Origin of the sequence: Streptomyces niger (genome assembly GCF_000718305.1) — a bacterium.
Classification (GTDB): domain Bacteria; phylum Actinomycetota; class Actinomycetes; order Streptomycetales; family Streptomycetaceae; genus Streptomyces; species Streptomyces niger.
The window spans coordinates 131,530-150,914 of sequence record NZ_JOFQ01000012.1; the positions used below are offsets into that span (position 1 = coordinate 131,530).

General features: G+C 72.8%; 16 protein-coding genes. 8 read left to right on the forward strand and 8 right to left on the reverse strand.

All coding sequences use genetic code 11. The features are described 5' to 3' along the window. The first annotated feature begins 152 nt into the window (after window positions 1–152). From IF20_RS23680 to IF20_RS23710, 7 genes are all read left to right on the forward strand, one after another. Complete coding sequence (locus IF20_RS23680; protein ID WP_052867292.1) at window positions 153–1,157, forward strand: LacI family DNA-binding transcriptional regulator; 1,005 nt, start codon at window positions 153–155, stop codon at window positions 1,155–1,157. Window positions 1,158–1,275: 118 nt separating this feature from the next. Beyond that, complete coding sequence (locus IF20_RS23685; RefSeq protein WP_052867293.1) at window positions 1,276–1,662, forward strand: DUF6907 domain-containing protein; 387 nt, start codon at window positions 1,276–1,278, stop codon at window positions 1,660–1,662. Window positions 1,663–2,142: 480 nt separating this feature from the next. After that, the gene (locus IF20_RS23690; RefSeq protein ID WP_030610889.1) at window positions 2,143–2,361 is read left to right on the forward strand and encodes a hypothetical protein; all 219 of its coding nucleotides are present in this window, start codon (window positions 2,143–2,145) and stop codon (window positions 2,359–2,361) included. A gap of 331 nt (window positions 2,362–2,692) precedes the next feature. Further along, the gene (locus IF20_RS23695; RefSeq protein WP_052867294.1) at window positions 2,693–3,496 is read left to right on the forward strand and encodes an HlyD family efflux transporter periplasmic adaptor subunit; all 804 of its coding nucleotides are present in this window, start codon (window positions 2,693–2,695) and stop codon (window positions 3,494–3,496) included. Next, window positions 3,493–5,763: an NHLP family bacteriocin export ABC transporter peptidase/permease/ATPase subunit gene (locus tag IF20_RS23700; protein WP_110944471.1), complete on the forward strand. Its 2,271-nt coding sequence runs from the start codon at window positions 3,493–3,495 to the stop codon at window positions 5,761–5,763. The genes IF20_RS23695 and IF20_RS23700 overlap by 4 nt, the downstream gene beginning before the upstream one ends. 1 nt (window position 5,764) lies before the next feature. Further along, complete coding sequence (locus IF20_RS23705) at window positions 5,765–8,662, forward strand: NHLP bacteriocin export ABC transporter permease/ATPase subunit (protein ID WP_052867295.1); 2,898 nt, start codon at window positions 5,765–5,767, stop codon at window positions 8,660–8,662. Between the two features lie 92 nt (window positions 8,663–8,754). After that, complete coding sequence (locus IF20_RS23710; protein ID WP_052867296.1) at window positions 8,755–9,453, forward strand: trimeric intracellular cation channel family protein; 699 nt, start codon at window positions 8,755–8,757, stop codon at window positions 9,451–9,453. Here IF20_RS23710 and IF20_RS23715 read toward each other — a convergent pair. The 5 genes from IF20_RS23715 to IF20_RS23735 form a co-directional block, all read right to left on the reverse strand. Next, the gene (locus tag IF20_RS23715; RefSeq protein WP_052867407.1) at window positions 9,450–10,331 is read right to left on the reverse strand and encodes an intradiol ring-cleavage dioxygenase; all 882 of its coding nucleotides are present in this window, start codon (window positions 10,329–10,331) and stop codon (window positions 9,450–9,452) included. The two genes, IF20_RS23710 and IF20_RS23715, sit on opposite strands and share 4 nt — an antisense overlap. A 70-nt stretch (window positions 10,332–10,401) precedes the next feature. Further along, complete coding sequence (locus IF20_RS23720; protein ID WP_052867297.1) at window positions 10,402–12,195, reverse strand: bifunctional sugar phosphate isomerase/epimerase/4-hydroxyphenylpyruvate dioxygenase family protein; 1,794 nt, start codon at window positions 12,193–12,195, stop codon at window positions 10,402–10,404. 10 nt (window positions 12,196–12,205) lie between these two features. Then, window positions 12,206–13,075 carry a shikimate dehydrogenase gene (locus tag IF20_RS23725; protein ID WP_052867298.1) on the reverse strand — a complete coding sequence of 290 codons (870 nt, stop codon included), beginning with the start codon at window positions 13,073–13,075 and terminating at the stop codon, window positions 12,206–12,208. Between the two features lie 103 nt (window positions 13,076–13,178). Beyond that, window positions 13,179–14,543, reverse strand: a complete 1,365-nt coding sequence (locus IF20_RS23730; protein ID WP_052867299.1) for an MFS transporter — start codon at window positions 14,541–14,543, stop codon at window positions 13,179–13,181. Window positions 14,544–14,704: 161 nt separating this feature from the next. Next, on the reverse strand, window positions 14,705–15,367 hold the full coding sequence (locus IF20_RS23735) for a TetR/AcrR family transcriptional regulator (RefSeq protein ID WP_052867300.1): 663 nt from the start codon (window positions 15,365–15,367) through the stop codon (window positions 14,705–14,707). Between the two features lie 156 nt (window positions 15,368–15,523). Between IF20_RS23735 and IF20_RS23740 the strand changes: the two genes are divergently transcribed. Next, the gene (locus IF20_RS23740) at window positions 15,524–16,873 is read left to right on the forward strand and encodes an acyltransferase family protein (RefSeq protein ID WP_199896717.1); all 1,350 of its coding nucleotides are present in this window, start codon (window positions 15,524–15,526) and stop codon (window positions 16,871–16,873) included. Between the two features lie 30 nt (window positions 16,874–16,903). Here IF20_RS23740 and IF20_RS23745 read toward each other — a convergent pair whose 3' ends face one another. From IF20_RS23745 to IF20_RS23755, 3 genes are all read right to left on the reverse strand, one after another. Beyond that, window positions 16,904–17,710: an alpha/beta fold hydrolase gene (locus IF20_RS23745; RefSeq protein WP_052867301.1), complete on the reverse strand. Its 807-nt coding sequence runs from the start codon at window positions 17,708–17,710 to the stop codon at window positions 16,904–16,906. 242 nt (window positions 17,711–17,952) lie between these two features. Further along, the gene (locus IF20_RS23750; RefSeq protein WP_052867302.1) at window positions 17,953–18,597 is read right to left on the reverse strand and encodes a CoA transferase subunit B; all 645 of its coding nucleotides are present in this window, start codon (window positions 18,595–18,597) and stop codon (window positions 17,953–17,955) included. Continuing rightward, window positions 18,597–19,382, reverse strand: coding sequence for a CoA transferase subunit A (locus tag IF20_RS23755; RefSeq protein ID WP_052867303.1), 786 nt, complete (start codon window positions 19,380–19,382; stop codon window positions 18,597–18,599). The genes IF20_RS23750 and IF20_RS23755 overlap by 1 nt, the downstream gene beginning before the upstream one ends. Window positions 19,383–19,385 lie beyond the last annotated feature (3 nt).

Genomic DNA, 19,385 nt, shown 5'->3' on the forward strand with positions numbered 1-19,385 from the left:
ATGTGTCGCGAAGAGTTCACCCGCATACCGGGGCACTTGTCAATGATTCATCCCACAGATCACGGCGGCATCCCGGTGATAACGTTTGCCCGCCGTTTCCGCAGCGTACGCCGGTGCGGGCGGCTCAGCCGAGCCGAGCGAAGGGCACGCCCGTGGCCGAAGTCACCCTCAAGGACGTCGCCCGCGCCTCGGGCTGCTCCGTCGCCACCGTCTCCCGCGTGCTCGCCGGCACCCGCCCCGTCGGGGCCGAGACCGCCCGCACCGTACGGGAGGCCGCCGAGCGTCTGGGCTACCGCCCCAACCATGTCGCCCGCGCGCTGCGCCGCCGCGCCACCGGCACCGTCGGCCTGGTCCTCCCGCAGATCACCAACCCCTTCTTCCCCGCCCTCGTGCAGGAGCTGGAGCACGCGCTGCACGCCGCCGGGCGGGCCGTGCTCCTCGCCGACTGCGACGACGACCCGGCGACCGAGGCGGCCCGGATCGCGGAGTTCCTGGACCGTCAGGTGGACGCGCTGCTGCTGATACCGGTCGACGAGCGGCGCAGCCGGGAGGCGGTGGCGGACGCGGCCCGGCGGGTGCCGGTGGTCCTGCTGGACCGCGGCTGCGGCCCGGGCGTCGCCGACTCGGTCGCGGTGGACAACGCGGCCGGCATGCAGCTGGTGCTGGACCACCTGGCGGCCGCCGGCCGGCGCCGCCCGTGGTTCGTGGGCGCCGCCGGTACGACCACCACGGCGGCCGAGCGGCGTGCCGCGTACGAGGCGGGCGCCGCGGCGCTGGACCCGGAGGCGCCCGGCCGGGTCGAACTGGGCGACTTCTCCGTGGCCTGGGGGCGCGCGGCCGTCGACCGCATCTGGCCGTCCCGCCCGGACGCCGTCGTCTGCGCCAACGACCTGATCGCCGTCGGCGCCCTCCAGCGGCTCCGCCAGCTGGGCGCCGACGTGCCCGGCGAGGTCGCGGTCACCGGCTTCGACGACGTGCCGTTGGCGGGCCTGGCCGACCCGGCGCTCACCACGGTCCGGCAGCCGGTCACCGAACTCGCGGCGGAGGCAGCCCGGTTGCTCGCGGAACGCTCGGCGGACGGGGGCCCGTCCGATGGCGCGGGGCCGAGCCGCGCCATCCGCCTCGCCCCCCAACTGCTCGTCCGCGCCTCCGGCTGAGCCGGGGGCCGCACCCCCACACGGCAGGGACACCCCCGAACAGCAGAGACACCCCCGAACGGCCGCATGCGCGGTGTGCACAAGCGCATTTTCGGAGATATGACCGGATAATGTGCTCATGACGGATGACGTGCTGGATCCCGTGACCCTGGCCGTACGGCCTGTGATGTGCCCGGTGTGGTGCCACCGTGTCCACACCGCGGCCGAGGCCGACGGTCGGGAGGGGATCATGCATCTGGCGGAGCCGGTCAGCTGGAACATTTCGGCACAGCCCGAGCGGAGCTTCCCGCAACTCCTCTTTCACATCATGTGCGAAGAAGGCTCCTCGGGCCGGACGTCCCCGGTGGTCGAGGTGGGCGTGATCGAGGCGGAGGGGCGCCTGCCGTACTCCTGCGACGCGCGGACCGCCGGCGACCTGGACCGGATCACCGGCGAGCTGGAACGGGTGCTGGAGACGCTGCGGGGCTGGCGCGCCGCGCTCCCCGGCGGGGTGTCGGTCTCCTGAGGCGTGGCTGCGGACACGCGTGCGCACCTGCGGGGACGCCGTCACACGTCCGAGGTTGAGCCGCGCAGGCGGGTTTCAAAGAATCTCCACATCGCCCGCGCATCAGCGGCACGGCGTGTGCCCGACGGCGCGCGAGCGCGAGTGGGCGTCCGGGGCTTGACGCGGGTATGTCCGAATGGGTCCGGCGTGTACGCGCGGCCGTTCCGCCGCGCATAAACGACCTTGTGAAGGAGTCGTCACCAAGGCGTGCACAAAACTGCACGCGATCGTCCGGAGACGGTGGAATATGCCGAGTGACCGGTGCAAGCGGGTTGGCCGCGCTACCAGTTGGCGTGCTTGGATCATTTCGACGCGAGGGTCCGGCGAATGCCCGCGGTTTCCGTCCGGTGCCGGGCCGCTCTTTCGACGGCCTGGTGATGTTCTGCCGCTGCCCCGCGTTATTCGAGTACGTCCCACAGCAATTGAAGGGAAGCGCAAGTCATGGACTTCACCCCCCAGGTCGAGACCGCTGAGATCGCCGACGCCGAGCTGGACAACATCGCCGGTGGCCTCGGCGTCGTCGGCCCCGTGGCCGACTCCGTCGTCGGCACCGTCGACGGCGTGACCGGCGGCACCGTCGGCAACGTGCTCGGCACCGTCACCGGCACCGTGCAGCAGGCCACCGGCGTCAACGTGAACGGCGTCGTCGCCGGTCTCTGAGACCCACGGTCACTGTCGGCACTATTGCCGCAGGCATGACTCGACCTATGCGTACATGTCCGTATCCATAGGTTTGCCGTGAGCCCCGGAGCATTCGTTCCGGGGCTCTCGGACGTCAATGACCGATTTCTCCTTCTCCCGTCAAGTGCGGGCTTTTCCGCCTGTGTTACGGTCATGGCTCGGCATGGCCGAACGGCGGGTATTTTCCTGCCTCATAGGGGTGCCATGTCGCCCGTGTCGTCCGTGTCCCATTGGGTCGCCTTTTTCTTCGCTGCCCTTTGGTGGGCGCATCCGCGTTGATCGAGGCAAAAGCAGTCGAGGGAAAAGTTCCGTGCAGTTCCGGCAAAAGGCGCTGGCCAAGCTCCAGTCGCCTGAAGAGCTCGACCTGCCCGTGCGCTACGCCCGGCCGCAGGGTGGCCTCGTCCTCGCCGTCACCGTCATCGTGATGGCCGCCGCAGCCTTCTGGGCGTTCACCGGGTCGGTGTCCTCCAAGCTGACCGCGCCCGGCATCCTCACCCACCCCCAGGGCAGCTACGTCCTGCAGAGCCCGGTCGCCGGCCAGGTCACCGGAGTCTTCGCCAAGGAGGGCCAGACGCTGCGCGCCGGGGCGCCGGTCCTCAAGGTCCGCACCGCGCAGGGCGACCGCGCCGTCCGCGCCGTCGCGCCCGGCCGCGTCACCAGCCTGGTCGGCAAGATCGGCTCGGTGGTCACCGTCGGCGCCGACGTCGCGAGCGTCGAGCGCATCAGCAACGCCCACGAACCGCTGGTGGCCATGGCGTACGTACCCAGCCGCAGCGCCGCCACCGTCCCCGTCGGCGCCACCGTCGACCTCACCGTCCAGTCCGTGCCCACGCAGCAGTACGGCGTGCTGCGCGGCAAGGTCAAGGCGGTCGGCCGGGCCCCGCAGAGCAGCCGGCAGATCGCCGCCTTCCTCGGCGACCGCGAACTGGCCGAGCAGTTCACCGCGCACGGCCAGCCCGTCGCCGTCCTCGTCGAGCTGGACCGCGCGGACACCAAGTCCGGCTACAAGTGGTCCACCGCCGACGGGCCGCCGAACGCGATCGGCTCCATGACACCCGTCACCGGTGCGGTCCACCTGACCGCGCAGCGCCCGATCGATTGGCTCCTCCCGTGACCGCGCAGCCCGAAGCACCGGCGACGCCCCCGCTGCCGCCCGGCGGCCGCGGCCGGCACCGCCCGAACGCCAAGCCCGACCGGCGCCGCACCGACCCCAGGCCCGCGAAGGGCACCGGCCGTACCGTCCGCACGCCCACCGTCCTCCAGATGGAGGCCGTGGAGTGCGGCGCCGCCTCGCTCGCCATGGTCCTCGGCCACTACGGCCGGCACGTCCCGCTGGAGGAGCTGCGCATTGCCTGCGGCGTCTCCCGCGACGGCTCCCGCGCCTCCAACCTTCTCAAGGCGGCCCGCGCCTACGGGCTGACGGCCAAGGGCATGCAGATGGAGCCCGCGGCCCTCGCCGAGGTGCGGTCCCCGGCCATCCTCTTCTGGGAGTTCAACCACTACGTCGTCTTTGACGGCATGGGCCGCCGCTTCGGCCGCCGGGGCGCGTTCATCAACGACCCCGACCGGGGCCGCCGCTTCGTGCCCGCCGAGGACTTCGACACCAGCTTCACCGGCGTGGTGCTGACCTTCGAGCCCGGCGAGGAGTTCCGCAAGGGCGGCCGGAAGCCGGGCGTCCTCGGCGCCCTGCCGCCCCGGCTGCGCGGCACCTCCGGCACCATGCTCGCCGCCGTCCTCGCCAGCTTCCTGCTGGTCGTGGTCGGCGCGACGGTGCCCGCGCTGAGCCGTACGTACATCGACATGTTCCTGATCGGCGACCAGACGTCGCTGCTCGGCGTGTTGTTCGCGTCGATGGGCACCACGCTTCTCCTCACCGCCGCGCTCACCGCGCTGCAACAGGCGAACCTGCTGCGCGGCCGCATCATCTCCTCCACCCTGAGCAGCGCCCGCTTCCTGCGCCACCTGCTCCGGCTGCCGGTCACCTTCTTCGCCCAGCGCAACCCCGCCGACCTCGTCCAGCGGCTGCAGTCCAACGACACCGTCGCCGAGACCCTGGCCCGCGACATCGCAGCGGCCGCCGTGGACGCCGTCGTCGTCGTCCTCTACGCCGTGCTGCTGTGGTCCTACGACCCGCAGCTCACCCTCATCGGCGTGGCCGTGGCGCTGCTCAACGTCGCCGCGATGCGCATCGTCGTACGGATGCGCGCCACGGGGACGCAGAAGCTGCGCGCCGACACCGCCCGGCTCACCAACACCTCCTACAGCGGCCTCCAGCTCATCGAGACGATGAAGGCCACCGGCGGCGAGAACGGCTACTTCCGCCGCTGGGCCGGTCAGCACGCCACCACCCTGGACGGGCAGCAGCGGCTCGGCGTGCCCACCGCCTGGCTCGCCGTCGTCGCGCCCACCCTCGCCGCCCTCAACAGCGCGCTGATCCTCTACATCGGCGGGCTGCGCGCCGTCGAGGGCCACATGTCGGTGGGTCTGCTCGTCGCCTTCCAGGCGCTGGTCACCAACTTCACCCAGCCCATCACCCGGCTCAACGGCATGGCGGGCCGCATCCAGGACTTCGCCGCCGACGTGGCCCGCCTGAAGGACGTCGAGTCCTTCCCCGTGGACTCCCTCTACACCCGGCCCGAGCCGGTCGCGAGCACCCGCCGCCTCAAGGGCCACGTGGAGCTGACCAGCATCACCTTCGGGTACAGCCCGCTGGACAAGCCGCTGCTCACCGACTTCTCGCTGACCGTCGGCCCCGGCCAGCAGGTCGCCCTCGTCGGCGGCTCCGGCAGCGGCAAGTCCACCGTCTCCCGGCTGATATCCGGCCTGTACCGCCCGTGGGAGGGCACCATCCACATCGACGGGCAGCGGCTGGAGGAGATCTCCCGCGGCGCGCTGGCCTCCTCGGTCTCCTTCGTCGACCAGGACGTCTTCCTCTTCGAGGGCACCGTCCGCGACAACGTGGCGCTCTGGGACCCCTCGATCCCCGACGAGGCCGTCATCGAGGCGCTGAAGAACGCCGCTGCCTACGACGTGGTGGCCCGCCGCCCCGGCGGCATCCACAGCCGCGTCGAGCAGGACGGCCGGAACTTCTCCGGCGGCCAGCGGCAGCGCCTGGAGATCGCCCGCGCCCTGGTCCGGCGCCCCTCCATCCTCGTCCTGGACGAGGTCACCAGCGCCCTGGACGCGGAGACCGAACAGATCATCATGGACAACCTGCGGCGCCTGGGCTGTGCCTGCGTCGTCATCGCGCACCGCCTGAGCACCGTGCGCGACAGCGACGAGATCGTGGTCCTGGACCACGGCACGGTCGTCGAGCGCGGGCGGCACGAGGACCTGGTGGCCGCCCAGGGCGCGTACGCAGAGTTGGTCAAGGAGTCCTGAGGTGACGACCTCTCACCCCGCGGCCGCCGGTGCGGCCGCCGACGACAGCGTGCTGCACGCCCTGGGCGGGCTCGGCACCGAGGCCGACCTCACGGGCCTGCGCAACCTGCCCCTCGAAGGGCCGCACGTGCTGTGGCTGGTCACCGCCGGGGCCATGGACCTCTTCGCGGTCGACGCGGCGCAGCAGGGCCACTGGTACTTCCTCGGCCGGCTCGCGCCCGGCACCGTGCTCCTCGGCCCCGTCGAGGGCCCGCAGCACACCCTCGTCGGCCGGCCCCTGCAGGGCTGCGCGGTCCGCCGCATCGCGCTGCGCGAGCTGTTCCGGCCCGAGTACGGCGGCTACGCGGAGTACGACGCGTACGGCCGGTACGTGGGGCAGGCCCCGTATTCGGGCGACGCCGCGTACGACGGTGCGCTCAGCCCGCTGGAGGACGCCTTCGCGCGCGGTGTCGGGCGCAGTCAGCGGGTGCTGTTCGAGGCGCCGCTGGACGGCGAGTACGAGACCGCCGAGGCGGACGGGGTCCTCGATCCGCAGGGCGCGGCCGACGAGAACATCCTGTGGATGCAGGTCGAGCCCGGCAGCCTCCAGTACGGCGCGCACTACAGCGCCGAGGCCGCCGCCGACCTGCTCATCGACGGCACGATGTGGCAGCGCATGGTCGACCAGCAGTACCGGCTGCTGTCGGCCCTGGACCGCTGGATCGAGCGGCTGGAGCGCGCCCACGAGGACCGTACGGCGGCCGGCATCGAGGCGGGTGAGGCAGCCCGCTCGCAGGCCGACCGGACCCTGATCTCCTCCATCGGCGGGCCGGGCCGCGGCGGCGCGCGCACCGGCGCCAGCGACGACGCCACGCTCGCCGTGTGCCGCAAGGTCGCCGACGCCGCCGGCATCGCGCTGACCTCGCCCAAGGAGGGCGGCACGACCGACGACCGGCTGAGCCCGGTCGAGCGGATCGCCGTCAGCTCCCGCATCCGCACCCGCGTCGTCAAGCTCGACGGCCGGTGGTGGAAGGAGAACAGTGGCCCGCTGGTCGGCCACCGCACCGAGACCGGCGAACCGGTCGCGCTGCTGTGGCGCCGCGGCCGCTACGAAGCGGTCAGCGCGAGCGGCACGCGCACCCGCCTCGACGCCGAGACCGCCGCGGTGATCGAACCGCGCGGCGTCATGCTCTACGCGCCGCTGCCGGACCGCCCGATGGGCCCCCTGCGACTGGCCCGCTTCGCGATGCGCGGCACCCGGCTGGACCTGCGCAACCTCGCCATCGGCGGGCTGGTCGCGGTGGTGCTGGGCGCGCTGGTGCCCATCGCCACCGGCAAGGTGCTGGGCGAGTACGTGCCCAACGCCGAGCGCGGCCTCATCGTCCAGACGACCCTCGCGCTGATCGTCACGAGCCTGGTCGCCGCGGTCTTCATGCTGCTGGAGAACACCTCCATCCTGCGCATCGAAGGACGCATCGAGTCCACCCTCCAGCCGGCCGTCTGGGACCGGCTGCTGCGGCTGCCCACCAAGTTCTTCAGCGAGCGCTCCACCGGCGAGCTGGCCAGTGCCGCGATGGGGATCAGCGGCATCCGCCGCATCCTGTCCGGTATCGGCTCGATCGCGGTGCAGGCCTGCACGGTCGGCACCATGAACCTCGTCCTGCTGCTGGTCTACAGCCCGAAGCTGGCCGTCGTCGCGATCGCCATGCTGGTCGCCATCGCCGCGGTCTTCCTGCTGCTCGGGCTGTGGCAGCTGCGCTACCAGCGCCGCCTGATCGAGCTGACCAACAAGCTCAACAACCAGGCGTTCCAGACCCTGCGCGGGCTGCCGAAGCTGCGCGTCGCGGCCGCCGAGTCCTTCGCGTACGGCGCGTGGGCGGGGGAGTTCGCGCGCAGCCGGGAGCTGCAGCAGAAGGTCGGCCGGATCAAGAACCTCACCACCGTGCTCAACGCGATCTACCTGCCGCTGTGCACTCTGGTGATGTTCATGCTGCTCGCGGGCCCGGCCCGCGGTGTGCTGTCGGCCGGCGCCTTCCTCACCTTCAACACCGCCGTGACCATGATGCTGTCCGCGGTGACCCAGCTGACCGGCGCGTTCCTCCAGGCCGCCGCCGTGCTGCCGATGTTCGAGCAGATCAAGCCGGTGCTCGACGAGCGGCCCGAGGTCCGCGGCGGCTCCACCCGGCCCGGCACCCTCACCGGCGCCCTGGAGGCCCGCGGCCTGTCCTTCCGCTACTCCGACGACGGGCCGCTGGTCCTGGACGACGTGTCCTTCCAGGTGCGGCCCGGCGAGTTCGTCGCCGTCGTCGGCGCCAGCGGCTGCGGCAAGTCCACCCTGCTGCGCCTCCTCATCGGCTTCGACCGGCCGGCCGCCGGCAGCGTCCTGTACGACGGCCAGGACCTGGCGGCGCTGGACCAGGCCGCCGTACGCCGGCAGTGCGGCGTGGTGCTGCAGAACGCGCAGCCCTTCAACGGCTCCATCCTGGACTGCATCTGCGGCGCCGAGATGTTCACGCAGGAGGAGGCGTGGGCGGCCGCGGAGATGGCGGGCCTGGCCGAGGACATCAAGCGGATGCCGATGGGCATGCACACCATGCTCTCCGACGGCGGCGGCTCGATCTCCGGTGGCCAGCGGCAGCGGCTGATGATCGCCCAGGCGCTGATCCGGCGGCCGCGCATCCTCTTCTTCGACGAGGCCACCAGCGCGCTGGACAACGAGACGCAGCGGGTGGTGACCGAGAGCACCCGCCAGCTGAACGCCACCCGCGTCGTCATCGCCCACCGGCTCTCCACGATCATGGACGCCGACCGGGTGATCGTCATGGCGGACGGCCGGGTCGCCCAGCAGGGCACCCCCGCCGACCTGCTCGCCGACACCGGCGGCCTCTTCCACGAACTGGTCCGCCGCCAGATCAGCTGACCGGCGGGCCGCCGGTGTGCCCCGCGGTGGGCGATCCGCCCGGAGTGTGGAACGTCACGGCCCGTTTTCCCGTTCGCACGTAAGAATGCCGTGTGCTCCAGCAACTGTTCACGCCCACCGTCCAGCACACGCTCGAACTCATCGGGATCTTCGTCTTCGCGATCTCCGGTGCGCTGCTCGCTGTACGCAAGAACTTCGACATCTTCGGCATCGCGGTGCTCGCCGAGGTGACCGCGCTGGGCGGCGGGCTGTTCCGCGACCTGATCATCGGGGCCGTGCCGCCGGCCGCCTTCACCGACCTCGGGTACTTCCTCACCCCGCTGGTCGCGGCGGTCCTCGTCTTCTTCCTGCATCCGCAGGTGCAGCGGATCCAGACCGGGGTCAACGTCTTCGACGCGGCCGGCCTCGGCCTCTTCACCGTCGCCGGCACCACCAAGGCGTACGAGTACGGCCTCGGCCTCACCGCCTCCGCCACCCTCGGCATGGCCACGGCGGTCGGCGGCGGCGTGCTGCGCGACATCATCGCCAACGAAGTGCCCTCGCTGGTCCGCTGGGACCGTGACCTCTACGCCGTGCCCGCCATCGTCGGCGCGGCCATCGTCGCGCTGTGCATCGAGTTCCGCACCCTCAACCCCGGCACCAGCGCCCTCGCGGCCGTCGTCGCCTTCGCCGTCCGACTGCTCGCCCTCCGCTTCCACTGGCGCGCCCCCCGCGCCTGGAACCGCCGCTCCTCCGCGGTGGAGGTGGACGAGCAGACGCAGGGGGCGGGCCAGGTGGCCGGTGGCCGCTAGGCCGAGGGAGACGAGGTCGGGGCCGGGAAACCGCCGTCCTGACCGTCGTGCTCGGCGTCCGGATCCACGCCCAGGGTGATCGCCGCGTGCACGCCGCGCCCCACCCGCCGCTCGTCGTACCGCAGCGCGAGCATGCCGTCGGCCGCGGTGTCGCCCGTGTGGAGCATGTCCTCGGCGTTGGTGGTGCGCTCGGTGGTGTTGGTGGCGTACGGCTGCGTGCGTGCGACGGCCTCGATGGCCTTCTCGGGGAAGTAGAGCTGCCCGGTGTGGCAGTCGGTGCCGCCCACGTACTTGCCGCCCGTGAACTCCCCGTCGACGTGCACCTTGGTGTGGATGTGCACGGCCCGGCCCCGGTACCAGCCGGGGAAGACCGTCCGGAAGGTGACCCAGCCCGCCCGGTCGGTCAGCTGGAAGCCGCGCAGGTAGGTGGTGTCGCTGTCCGGCTCGACGTGCCCGCCGCCACCGCCGGGCGGCGGGCCGGTGGGGTCGGCGGTCGGGGTGCCGGCCGGCGGTGTGGTGCCGCCGCCGGAGGACGCCTCCTCGTAGCTGGAGTAGACGCCGAGCGCGTCGCAGTGCCAGATGTCGACGGCCACCCGGGACAGGGGGCGGCAGTGCACGGAGTCGAGGACGCGGATGCGGAGCGTCAGCGGGACGCCCGGCTTCCCCTCGGTGACGTCGGAACGGTACTTGTCGTAGTCGAGGTAGTACGGGCCCTCGATGGACTCCTTCGTGAGGCGGAGGCAGTCCGTGGTGGCGGGCTCCTCGGCCGACGCGTCGCCGGCCAGGGCGGCCCCACCGAGACCCGCGACGGCGATACCGGCGCCGCCCGCGGCCAGGAGCCGGCGGCGGCTGAAAAGAGGTGCGCTCTCTTCTGTCATGTTCCGCACGGTACCGAAGGTTCCTGGGAGGGACCTGTGAACTACCTTATGAAACAAGGCTGTTGATGCATCACCGAAGGCCGGCCGTGTGCTGGGCCGCCAGCCGTACCGTGGCGTTGGCCGCGCCGTAGCCCTGGTAGCCGCCGCGCCGCTCCACGAGCTCGAAGAAGACCCGGCCGACGGTGACGGTGTAGCAGTGCAGGAACTCCCCGCCGTCCGCGTCCCGTTCGTAGAGGACACCCAGCTCGCGGAAGGCCGCCAGGGTCTCGGGCGCGAGCGCGTACCGCGCGTCCAGGTCGTCGTAGTAGTTCTCCGGGATCGGCAGGAGGGCGGCGCCGTTCTCCCGGGCCCGGCGCGCGGTCGTGAGGAGGTCGTCGGTGGCCAGTGCGATGTGCTGCGGCCGGACTCCCCGCTCACCTGGTACGGGCGCGACGTTCAGGGCGATGCGCAGGGAGCCGGCGGCGTTCGCGACGGCGCGGCTGCGGAAGAGGCCGTAGGGGTCGGCGAGGTCCAGGCTCTCGTTCGGCCGCAGGCCCAGCACGCTCGCGTAGAAGAGGGCGGCCTCGTCGAAGTGGTGCCAGGGCTGGGTGAGCGCGACGTGGTCGATGCGGGTGATGCCGGCGCCGCCGTCCGGCGCGGCCGGGGCGCCGAAGTCCGCCGTCCAGCTCGGGTGGTCGTCCCGGTCGGTGCGGCAGAAGAACAGCTCGGTGTCGTCCGGCGCGGCCACCGCGTCCAGCGGTACGTCCCCGGGCGCGCGGCGGCGCGGCACGACGGGCGCCCGCAGCGACTCGGCGCGGCGTACGGCGGCGGCCGGCTCCGGGCTCTCCAGGCCGAGGGCGACCAGGCCAGGGCCGTCGCGGCGGGTGCCGCTCACGGTGTTGAGCAGCACCCGGGCCGCGCCCTGCTGCCACAGCTCCACCGGTTTGCCGCCGGTGTGCCGGCCGGTGCGGGTGAAGCCGAGCGAACCGAGCAGGGAGCGCAGCGGTTCGGTGTCGGCCGCGGCCAGTTCGGCGAAGGCGAAGCCGTCCGGGACGACCGGCGCGGGCAGGCTGCTGAGCCCGGCCGCCTCTTCCAGGGCGATCAGCGAGCGCATCGCGTCGACGGCGGTGCGGCCCGCGTCCGCCTGCCGGAACACGTCGTTGAAGACCTCCAGCGAGAGCGGACCGGAGTAACCGGCACGCAGTACGTGGCCGAGCAGCCCGGCGAGGTCGAAGCCGCCCTGGCCGGGGAAGCAGCGGTAGTGCCGGCTCCACTGCAGGACGTCCATCGCCAGCCTGGGCGCGTCCGCCAACTGGAGGAAGAAGATCTTCTCGCCGGGGATGTCCTCGATGCCCTTGGGGTCGGAGCCGCGCGAGAGGATGTGGAAGCTGTCCAGGCAGGTGCCGAGCGCCGGGTGGTCGGCCTGCTCGACGATGCGCCAGGCATGGTCGTAGGTGTTGACGTGCCGGCCCCAGGCCAGCGCCTCGTACGCGAGGCGGATGCCGTGCTCGGCGGCGCGCTCGGCGAGGGCGCGCAGCTGGCGGGCCGCGAGCGCGTCGTCGTCGAGCGCGTCCGGCGAGACGCTGGAGCACACCAGCATCGTGTCGGCGCCGAGCCGTTCCATGACGGCGAACTTCCGCTCGGCGCGCCGCAGGTTGCGTGCGAAGACGTCCTCCGGCACCGCCTCGGCGTCCCGGAACGGCTGGTAGAGGTCGATCGACAGGCCGAGGTCGGCGGCGCGCAGCCGGACCTCCTCGGGGCTGAGCGCGGCGGCCACCAGGTCGTTCTCGAAGATCTCGACGCCGTCGAACCCGGCCGCTGCGATTGCGCTGAGCTTCTCGGAGAGGGAGCCGCTCAGCGACACCGTGGCGATGGACTTGCGCATGGTGGCCTCCTCAGACCGCGGCCGCGCCGACCAGGTCGGCGAGGTCGGCGAGCATTTCTTCGGCGTGCGGCGCGAGGCCCGTGAAGAGCCGGAAGGCGTCGGCGGCCTGGAAGACGGCCATGCCGCCGCCGTCCAGCGTCCGGCAACCCAACTCCCGGGCGGTACGCAGCAGTTCGGTCTCCAGTGGGCGGTAGACGACCTCGGCCACCCACAGGTCGGCGCGGAGCAGCCCGGCGGGGAGCGGCAGGCCCGGGTGGGCCGCCATGCCGGTGGGCGTGGCGTGCACCAGGCCGTCGGCGCCGGACAGTACGGCGGCCAGTTCGTCGGGGGTGGCGGTGGTGGCGCGCCCGGCGCCGAACCGGGCGTCGAGCGTCTCGGCGAGCGCCCCGGACCGCGCCGGGTCGGTGTCGACGAGGACGAGGAGGTCGGTGCCGAGCGAGAGCATGGCGTGCGCCACGGCGGAGCCGGCGCCGCCCGCGCCGATCTGGACGACCTGCCGCGTCGCCGCGCCCGGCAGGCCGCGGGCGAACGACTGGGTGAAGCCGGTGACGTCGGTGTTGTGACCGATCGCCCGGCCGCCCCGGAAGACGACGGTGTTGACCGCGCCCAGCTCGGCGGCGCCGGGCGAGAGCTCGTCGAGGTGCTCGATCACCAGCTGCTTGCAGGGGTGCGTGATGTTGAGTCCATCGAAGCCGAGCGTACGGGCGGCGGCGATCAGATCGCCGACGGACTCGGCGGCCACGCCCAGCGTGTCGAGGTCGAGCGTCCGGTAGAGCAGCCGCAGGCCGTGCCGGTCGGCCTCCCGCTCGTGCAGGGCCGGGCTCAGTGAGGGGCCGATGCCGGAGCCGATGAGGCCGGTCAGATACGAGGGCGTGGACAACGCGACTCCCTGGTGGTGCGCTATGAACGTACTAGTTAGTTAATTATGACGGCGGAGGGCCGCGGGGAAAAGGGGGCCAGCGGCCCTCCGGAACGGGCGCCGGTCAGGCGGAGGCCGTGCGGGCCGGGCTGCCGCTGTCCTCGGGCACGCCCGGCTTCTCGCCGAGCAGCACGGTCGGCACCCGGTACGTCTCCCGGCCCGTCAGCACGGCGAGCGAGCAGATCACGCAGGTGCCGGCGGTGAAGGCGGCGACGCCCAGCCAGTTGTCGCCGGCCGGGCCCGCGATCCGCTCGGCGATGCTCACGGCGAAGCCTGCGACCGCGAAGCCGATCTGCGTGCCGATCGCCATGCCGGACAGCCGGACCCGGGTCGGGAACATCTCGCCGTAGAAGGACGGCCAGATGCCGTTGGCCGCGCTGTAGACCACGCCGAAGAAGAGGATGCCGGTGACGAAGACCAGCGGGTAGCTGCCGGTGGAGACCGCCCACAGGTACACGAAGATCATGACGGCGGAGCCCAGCGAGCCGATCAGGAAGACGGGCTTGCGGCCGATGCGGTCCGAGAGCTTCGCCCACAGCGGGATCGCGAGCAGCGCGACCGCGTTGGCGAGCACGCCGACCCAGAGCATCGCCGACTTGTCCAGGCCGACCGCGTCGCCGGTCGCGTACGCCAGGGCCCAGACCGAGAAGATCGTGCTGACGGTGGCGATCAGGGCGGCCGCGATCACCCGCAGCACGTCGGCCCAGTGGTTGCGGAGCAGGTCCGCGAGCGGCAGCCTGGCCACCGCGTCCTCGGCCGCGGCCTGCTCGAAGACCGGGGTCTCCGAGAGCTTGCGCCGGATGAGGTACCCGGCGGCCGTGACGGCCACGCTGACCAGGAACGGCAGGCGCCAGCCCCAGGTGTGGAGCTGCTCCTCGGGCAGCGCGGCGACGGGGATGAAGACCAGGGTGGCGATGATCTGGCCCGCTTGGGTGCCGTTCAGTGCGAAGCTCGTGTAGTACCCCCGTCGGTCCTCGGGCGCGTGCTCCAGCGTCATCGAATTGGCACTGGCCTGCTCGCCGGCGGCGGAGAGGCCCTGCAGGACGCGCATCAGGACGAGCAGGACCGGCGCGACCGTCCCGACCTGCGCGTACGTCGGCAAACAGCCGATCAGGAAGGTCGACAGGCCCATCAGGATCAGGGTGAAGACCATGATCTTGCGGCGGCCGAGCCGGTCGCCGAAGTGGCCGAGGAAGAGCGCGCCGATCGGGCGCGCCGCGTAGGCGACGCCGAAGGTCGCGAGCGAGATCAGCGTGGCGGTCGCCGGGTCGGACGGGTCGAAGAAGACCTTGGGGAAGACCAGCGCGGCGGCGCTGCCGTAGATGAAGAAGTCGTAGTACTCCAGCGCGCTGCCGATCCAGGCGGCGACGGCGGCCTTGCGGGGCCGGGCGGGGGGCGGGGCCCCGGCCTCGGACGAGAGAGCGGACATGCCTGCTCCACGGGGGGAGGGCCACCGGCGTGAGGGGCGGGTGGCGGCGAGTTAACGTACTAGATAGTTAATTGCGGGGGGTGCAGCGATCGTGAACCGCCCACAGGACACTGTCAAGACATCTCGCCGAAACAATTCCCGCCCGCACGCGGCCGTGCGGCTCAGCCCGCGGCGGGCCCCGTCAGATAGCCGAGCACCATGTCGCCGAGCATCGTGCGGTAGTGCTCCCGCCGGTCCACGGCCGTCAGGTCCCGCTCGAAGAGCGCGCCGAAGGTGTGCCGGTTGGAGACCCGGAAGAAGCAGAACGAGCTGATCATCGCGTGCAGGTCGACCGCGTCCACCTCCGTCGTGAACACGCCCTGCGCGTAGCCCTCTTCGAGGATCCGGCCGATCACCTCGATGGCCGGGGAGTTGAGCCGGCCGATCGTCTCCGAGGCGGCGATGTGCTCCGCCTCGTGGATGTTCTCGATGCTCACCAGGCGGATGAAGTCCGGGTGCGCCTCGTGATGGTCGAAGGTCAGCTCGGCCAGCCGCCGGATCGCCGCGGCAGGATCCAGATGCTCGACGTCCAACTGCTGTTCCTGCTGCCGGATGACCGCGTACGCCTCCTCCAGCACGGCCGTGAACAGCTGCTCCTTGCTGCCGAAGTAGTAGTAGATCATCCGCTTCGTGGTGTGGATGCGGGCCGCGATCTCGTCCACCCGGGCGCCCGTGTACCCCTGCCGCGCGAACTCCTCCGTCGCGACCTTCAAAATCTCCGCCCGGGTCCGCGCCGCGTCGCGCTGCCGGCCTGCGGTACGGGCCGACGGGTGAACGGCGGTCATGCGGCTGGCTCCTCGGCTGCGGTCCACTGGTCGGCCCAGTGTAGGCAGGCCCGCCCGCTGCGCGACGGGCGGCCCGGAGCACCCTCGATGACCCGTACGACTGATACGGCGTCAGTCCGACATGCGAAGGCTACGCCGCGTACGTACGGTGTGACGATGAGTGAGGCGCTGTGGCTGATGTCGACCCGATCGTCCCGCCCGGCACACGTGCCCGATCTGCCGGGCGTGGGCGGCGGACCCGACCGCAGACTCGCGTGGCTGGACGCGCTGCGGGGTATCGGCGCGCTGATGGTCGCGCTGCACCACGCGGCGCCGCGCTACCTCCCGGAGCTCTCCGCCACCGTGCTGCGCTGGTTCAACCCCGGCACGTACGGCGTCATCGTCTTCTTCCTGGTCAGCGGGTACATCATCCCCGCCTCCCTGGAGCGGCGCGGTTCGTTGCGGCGGTTCTGGGTGGGCCGGATCTGCCGCCTCTACCCGCTGCTGATCGTGGCGCTCGCGGCCACGGCGCTGCTCGCCCGGTGGGGCCCGGGACAGCTGCGCGAGGGGCTGGCGGAGCGCGATGCGCTGGGCGTGCTGCTCGCGCACGGGACGATGCTGCAGGACCTCCTCGGGGTGCCCAACGCGCTCAACGTGCTGTGGACCCTCTCCTACGAGATGGCGTTCTACTTCCTCGTCGTGGCGCTCTTCGCGCTCCGGCAGCACCGCCGCTCCGCGCCGATGGCCCTCGGCCTGGCCGCGCTCGGCGTCGCGGCCGGCGGCCTGCTGCCGGCCGCCGCGCTGACCCGCGGCCTGGGCGGCGCACCGGTGATCGCGGCGACCGCGCTCGGGGCGGCCGCCGCGCTGTGCGCCGTGGCCTCGGGCCGGGCCCCGTGGTGCCGGGCCGGCGCGCTGCTCGGGGGCGGGCTGGCGGCCGTGCTGGTCCTCTGCAACGGCCGCATCCCGCCCTGGCAGGGGCTCGCGCTGCTGTCCCTGATGTTCACGGGGACCGTGCTGTACCGGATGGAGCGCGGGCAGCTGAGCAGGGCAGCGGGGACGGCCGTCGCGGGCGCCGTGCTCGCGGCCTGCGTCCTCTCGGCGGCGCTGCACATCGGTACCCGCGGTGACGCGGTCACCGGCGGCGCCACCCCACAGGCGGCCGTGCGGATCTGGGCGTTCACGGTCGGGCTCGCGCTGCTCACGTTCGGTACGGCGATGGCCCTGCGGCGCCACCGCGTACCGCGCTGGCTCGCCTTCTGCGGCGTGATCAGCTACTCCCTCTACCTCCTGCACCCGCTCGTCCTGGAGGTCTGCGACCTGGCCGTGCCGTGGCAGCAGCACGACACGCCCCTGCTCGTGGCCGCCTACCTCGCGCTGCTGCTGCCGCTCGGCATGCTCGCGCACCGGCTGGTCGAGCTGCCGGGACAGCGCCTGGGGAAGGTCCTCGCGGGCCCGCCCGGCGGCTTTCCGGTACCCCGGCAGGAACAGGCGGCGACGCCGGCCCCGGCACGCGGCGAGGCCGTCTGACGGCAGCCGGCCGCGCGGGCGTACGGCGGTTCAGCGGCCCGCGGTCGCCGCGTCCAGATGCACCCGCAGCGCCGCGTCCACCGCGTCCGGCCGCTCCACCCCCGCCAGATGGGCGGCGCCCGTGACCTCCACGAGCGCGGCGCCCGGCACCCCGTCGGCGATCTCCCGGGCGTGCGCGGGCGGCGTCGCCGGGTCCTGGCGCCCGGCGATCACGAGGGTGCGAGCCGTGACCGACCACAGCGCGGACCGTACGTCGTAGCCGGCCAGCGCGTCGCAGCAGGCGGCGTACCCGGCCCGGTCGGCGGCCGAGAGGTCGCCGAGCAGCGCCGTGCCGCGCGGTCCCGCGGCGGTGCCGGGATCGGCGAACCAGCGCCCCGGCGTCGCCTGCAGCACCGCCGCCGTACCGTGCGCGCGCACCGTGGCGGCCCGTTCCCGCCAGCCGGCCGGTTCGCCGAAGCGGGCCGAGGAACAGATCATCGCGAGCGAGGCGAGCCGGTCGGTGTGGTGCACGGCCAGGTGCGCGCCGATCGCCCCGCCCAGCGAGATCCCGGCGTAGTGGAAGGCGTGCCAGCCGTGGTGCGCGGCCAGGTCCAGGACCAGCCGGGCGAGGTGGGCGACGGTGGTGGCGCCGGGTGCCGGGTCGGGGAGCACGCCGACGGGGGTGGCGCCGTGCCCGGGCAGGTCGAACCGGAGCACCCGGTGGGTGCGGGTCAGTTCGGCCAGGTGCGGTTCCCACACGGCGAGCGAGGTGCCCAGGGACGGGCCGAGCACGAGCGGCGGCGCGTCCGCGGGGCCGTCCAGGCGGTGGTGCGGCAGTGGGGGAGCGGTGCGGGTCACGGGGTCTCCTGCGGAACGTACGGGGGGACGGCGGGGCGCGGACAGGACGGAGCGGCCTGCCCGCGCCACCGCCGCCGGGCGTCCGACGGATCCGGACGCCCGTGGCCGGTGCGGGGTCCCGTCGCGCGCCGCATGAGCCGGGCACCCGGCGGGGCGCGTACGGGACCGGATGCCCGCACCGGCCGGGCAGCGCTCCCGCCGGCCGGACGGCTGTCCGGGAGTCCGGCCGGCGGGACGGCGGGTCAGCCGCGTGCGGCGGGGATCCGCACGGGGGCCGCGGTGCGCGCGAGCAGATCCTCGGCGGACACCTCGGGGGCGGTCTCCACCAGGACGAGCCCGTCCTCGGCGACGTCCAGGACGCCGAGGTCGGTGATGATCCGGTGCACACAGCCCTTGCCGGTCAGCGGCAGCGAGCAGCTCTCGACGATCTTCGGGCTGCCGTCCTTGGCGGTGTGGTCCATCACCACGACCACCCGGCGGGCGCCGTGCACGAGGTCCATCGCGCCGCCCATGCCCTTGACCATCTTTCCCGGGATCATCCAGTTCGCCAGGTCGCCGCGCGCGGAGACCTGCATGGCGCCGAGGATCGCGGTGTCGATGTGGCCGCCGCGGATCATGCCGAAGGAGAGCGCGGAGTCGAAGAACGCCGCGCCCGGCAGCACCGTGACGGTCTCCTTGCCCGCGTTGATCAGGTCCGGATCGACCTCGTCCTCGGCCGGGTACGGGCCGACGCCGAGCAGCCCGTTCTCGGACTGCAGCACCACGTCCACGCCCTCGGGCAGATAGCTGGGCACCAGCGTGGGCAGCCCGATGCCCAGGTTCACGTAGTCGCCGTCGCGCAGCTCGCCCGCGGCCCGCGCTGCCATCTCTTCCCTGGCCCAGGCCATCAGGCGCGCACCGTCCCTTCGCCCTTCGGCGGCGCGGCGACCGTCCGCCGCTCCACCTTCTTGTCCGCCGCCTGAGCGGGCGTCAGCTCGACCACCCGCTGGACGAACACGCCCGGCAGCTGCACCTCGTCCGGGTCCAGCACGCCCGGCTCGACCAGCTCCTCCACCTCCGCGACGGTGACCTTGCCGGCCATCGCCGCGAGCGGGTTGAAGTTGCGCGCCGCCTTGTGGAACACGAGGTTCCCGTGCCGGTCGCCCTTCGCCGCTCGGACGAGCGCGAAGTCGGTGGTGATCCCGCGCTCCATCACGTACGGCACGCCATCGAACTCGCGTACCTCCTTGGGCGGCGACGCCTTCGCCACGCCGCCATCCGGCCCGTACCGCAGTGGCATCCCGCCGTCCGCGACGTCCGTGCCCACCCCGGCCGGGGTGTAGAACGCCGGGATGCCGCAGCCGCCGGCCCGCAGCCGCTCGGCGAGCGTGCCCTGCGGGGTCAGCTCCAGCTCCAGTTCGCCCGCGAGGTACTGCCGCGCGAACTCCTTGTTGGCGCCGACGTAGGAGCCGGTGACGTGGGCGATCCGGCCGGCGCCGAGCCAGATGCCCAACCCGCCGCCGTCCACGCCGCAGTTGTTGGAGACCACGCGCAGACCGCTCGCGCCCGTCTCGTACACGGCCTGGATCAGCACGTCGGGGACGCCGCTGAGCCCGAAACCGCCGACGGCGAAGGAGGCGCCGTCCGGCACGTCCGCCACCGCTTCGGCGGCGGACGCCACGACCTTGTCCATGCT

What these genes read in the sequence shown, in the direction of transcription:
- IF20_RS23685 (WP_052867293.1), top strand. Translation starts at nt 1,276, where the DNA reads ATGACGGATGACGTGCTGGATCCCGTGACCCTGGCCGTACGGCCTGTG.
- IF20_RS23690 (WP_030610889.1), top strand. Translation starts at nt 2,143, where the DNA reads ATGGACTTCACCCCCCAGGTCGAGACCGCTGAGATCGCCGACGCCGAG.
- IF20_RS23715 (WP_052867407.1), bottom strand. Translation starts at nt 10,331, where the DNA reads ATGACAGAAGAGAGCGCACCTCTTTTCAGCCGCCGCCGGCTCCTGGCC.
- IF20_RS23720 (WP_052867297.1), bottom strand. Translation starts at nt 12,195, where the DNA reads ATGCGCAAGTCCATCGCCACGGTGTCGCTGAGCGGCTCCCTCTCCGAG.
- IF20_RS23730 (WP_052867299.1), bottom strand. Translation starts at nt 14,543, where the DNA reads ATGTCCGCTCTCTCGTCCGAGGCCGGGGCCCCGCCCCCCGCCCGGCCC.
- IF20_RS23735 (WP_052867300.1), bottom strand. Translation starts at nt 15,367, where the DNA reads ATGACCGCCGTTCACCCGTCGGCCCGTACCGCAGGCCGGCAGCGCGAC.
- IF20_RS23740 (WP_199896717.1), top strand. Translation starts at nt 15,524, where the DNA reads ATGAGTGAGGCGCTGTGGCTGATGTCGACCCGATCGTCCCGCCCGGCA.
- IF20_RS23750 (WP_052867302.1), bottom strand. Translation starts at nt 18,597, where the DNA reads ATGGCCTGGGCCAGGGAAGAGATGGCAGCGCGGGCCGCGGGCGAGCTG.
- IF20_RS23755 (WP_052867303.1), bottom strand. Translation starts at nt 19,382, where the DNA reads ATGGACAAGGTCGTGGCGTCCGCCGCCGAAGCGGTGGCGGACGTGCCG.